Genomic DNA, 2,235 nt, shown 5'->3' with positions numbered 1-2,235 from the left:
GGGCTGGGAGACGCGCAACCGCAAGATAGCGGGGCGACCTGACAGAGAGTTGACTTCGCCCGTGAACTGCTGCGGGCCGAGAGTGGCGACAAGGGTTTCGCTACCTGCCCACAGGCGAACGATCTGAAGCTCACCGGAGGTAACGACAAAGAACGGGACCGGCGTGTCCCCCGGCTCGTAGAGCACATCGCCTGTTTGTGTGGCACGCTTCCGGCCGTGCGCAGCAATGCGAGCAATCTGTTCGGACGTTAACGCGGGAAAGACGCGGTCAGCGCCAGCGCTGGCTGCCGGAAGTCCACTCACTCGACCATGCCCTCGTTCACGCCGCGGCTGCTTGCCTCGACGTTAGTAAAGGTAATGATTATGGCATCGCATACAGACTCTCCCTTCCGCGATGGCATACGATCGCAGCTGCTGCTGTTCTATTCCTCGGGGCACTTAGCGTCGACGCAGGGCGTTTATGGCGCCGCTGCAGCGGGGTAAAACGCCTATATGAAAAGCACATGGAAACCGCACGAAAAGCATGGACGCCTTACCCAACAGGGCGATTTGCCCGACAGCGTCTATGCTTTCCCGAAACAACGCAAGGAACCGCTTACCGACGCGCGACACGTGCGCAACGCGGTCGCACGCTTCGATCAGGTCATCGACGTATCGGAAGCAGATCGGGCGCTAGCCTTCGCAAACATCAAGAAGGCGGCCAAGCACTACGGAGTGGACCTGTCCGAATCCTCATCGCACGATTTGGGGGTCCACCCGCAGCGGGGACACCGGGCAGCGTCTCAGCGCGCCGCTGCCACTCGGAAGCGCCGCTACGGCAAGCGCGGCACTGCAAAGACCAAAAAGGCCAAAGCCATTCGCAGGACGAGAACCGCGAAGGGTACGCGCCGCAAAGCGCGCCGCTAGGCGGAGTCAGGCGAAGTCGCGCGATTCTTTGTAAGCCACTTGAAGACCGCCAAAATATTGGCAGTCTTCAAGCTTTTCGCCGGCTTGGCTTGGACGCGTTTAGGGCGCTGGCCGCGCGGACGATGGCTTTGAAGGACGTCTCGTCGATCTTGTCACCTTCGTGGATGTCGATCGCGCGGCGCACGTTGCCTTCGAGACTGGAGTTGAAGAGGCGCGCCGGATCCTTGAGAAACGCTCCCTTGGCGAACGTAAGTTTCACGACGCTCTTATAGGTCTCGCCGGTACAGATGATTCCATCGTGCGACCACACCGGGACCCCTCTCCACTTCCACTCCTCGACCACTTCGGGGTCAGCCTGCTTGATGAGGCGTCGCATCCGGGCGAGCGTCTCGCCCCGCCAGTCGGGTAGCTCTTTGATCCTTGCGTCGATCAGTTTGGAAGGGGACATGGTCTTCGCAGACTCAGTCTTCTTCACTGTCTCATACCTCCGTCAGGTGTCGAGTGCCGGCAGATCGAGTCGGCTGAGGCGCTCGGGATCGGCCAGTATGTCCATCTCCGCGATCTTGCCGCCGGCAATGGTAAATCCGAGTACCGAAAAGGGCCGCCCGTTCGCGCGGCGTGTCAGGATCCCGATATTGCCGTTCACGAGGACGATCTGATTGGACAGGCCCAGCCTCGAGAACGTAGCTGCCTGCGCGGCGACCGCCTGTGCGCCTCGCACGATTCGGGATGCGGCCGCGACCGCACCGCCATCGGCGCGCAGCACGATGTCCGGATCGAGCACGGCGACCAGCCCCTCGAAGTCGCCGTCGCGGGCGGCAGCGAGGAAGGCATCGACGACACGCCGTTGCTCATGCAGGTCCGGATCTGAGCTCGGCGCCTTGCTTTGAACACGACGTCGCGCGCGGCTCGCGAGCTGGCGTGCCGCAACGGGCGAGCGGTCCACGATCGGCCCGATCTCATCGAACGTCATGCCGAACACATCGTGCAACACGAATGCGAGCCGCTCCGGCGGTTCGAGGGTCTCAAGCACGACGAGCAGCGCGAGCCCGACGGAATCGGCGAGCATCGCGGCGGATTCCGGATCCGCGTCGGCGCGAGTCACGACTGGATCGGGAACGTGCACGTCCAGCGAGTCTTCTCGGCGCGATGTCCGGGCCCGCAGCATGTCCAGGCAAACGCGCGCCACGACGGTCGTCAACCACGCTCGCAAATTCTCGACGCCGCTGACGTCGGACCGGCCCAGCCGAAGCCAGCTTTCCTGCACGGCATCCTCTGCGTCGCTGGCAATCCGAGCATGCGATACGCTACCGCTCGCAAATGAGCCCG

At 62.9% G+C, this 2,235-nt stretch carries 4 protein-coding genes; 1 reads left to right on the top strand and 3 read right to left on the bottom strand.

All coding sequences use genetic code 11. The features are described from left to right. A partial coding sequence (locus VKT51_01350; protein ID HLJ82805.1) for a cyclic nucleotide-binding domain-containing protein occupies window positions 1-303 on the bottom strand: 303 nt, incomplete at its 3' end. A 189-nt stretch (window positions 304-492) separates the two neighbouring features. Here VKT51_01350 and VKT51_01345 point away from each other — a divergent pair. Then, a complete protein-coding gene (locus VKT51_01345; protein HLJ82804.1) occupies window positions 493-906 on the top strand; it encodes a DUF6582 domain-containing protein in 414 nt (137 codons plus the stop codon). Window positions 907-973: 67 nt separating this feature from the next. Here the strand turns inward: VKT51_01345 and VKT51_01340 are convergent, their stop codons facing one another. Together VKT51_01340 and VKT51_01335 are read right to left on the bottom strand one after the other, a co-directional pair. Beyond that, a complete protein-coding gene (locus tag VKT51_01340) occupies window positions 974-1,381 on the bottom strand; it encodes a DUF1801 domain-containing protein (protein HLJ82803.1) in 408 nt (135 codons plus the stop codon). A gap of 15 nt (window positions 1,382-1,396) precedes the next feature. Further along, window positions 1,397-2,235 (bottom strand): sigma-70 family RNA polymerase sigma factor (locus VKT51_01335; protein ID HLJ82802.1); only part of this gene is annotated, 839 nt, incomplete at its 5' end.

Source organism: Candidatus Eremiobacteraceae bacterium (assembly GCA_035295225.1).
Taxonomy (GTDB): Bacteria; Vulcanimicrobiota; Vulcanimicrobiia; order Eremiobacterales; family Eremiobacteraceae; genus JABCYQ01.
Note: the sequence above shows the minus strand (reverse complement) of the source record. Positions and strands in the feature narration are given on the sequence as shown.